The organism is Prescottella defluvii (genome assembly GCF_000738775.1).
GTDB classification, from domain to species: Bacteria; Actinomycetota; Actinomycetes; order Mycobacteriales; family Mycobacteriaceae; genus Prescottella; species Prescottella defluvii.
The window spans coordinates 1-340 of record NZ_JPOC01000191.1 but is presented as its reverse complement, the minus strand read 5'-3'; the positions used below and the strand labels follow the sequence as shown (position 1 = coordinate 340).

Here is a 340-nt window from a genome sequence, read left to right as displayed (position 1 = left end):
CATGCGCGACGACGTCGCGCGCCGACGTTTCTTCGCGTACCTCAACCTGTTCCTCGCCGCGATGCTGCTGCTGGTGCTCGCCGACAACTACCTGGGCCTCTACGTCGGCTGGGAGGGTGTCGGTCTCGCGTCGTACCTGCTGATCGGGTTCTGGCAGTTCAAGCCGACCGCCGCGACCGCCGCGAAGAAGGCGTTCGTGGTCAACCGTGTCGGCGACATGGGCCTGATGGTCGGCCTGATGATCATGTTCGCGACGTTCGGGTCGGTGTCCTTCGCCGACGTCCTCGGCGGCGTCGACGACGCGAGCGGGGGAGTGACCACCGCACTCGGCCTCGCCCTG

The 340-nt window shown here is 67.4% G+C and carries 1 protein-coding gene; it reads left to right on the top strand.

The features are described from left to right. Positions 1-340, top strand: a 340-nt coding sequence (locus IJ15_RS0124405) for a proton-conducting transporter transmembrane domain-containing protein (RefSeq protein WP_031940905.1), incomplete at both ends; no start/stop codon positions are given.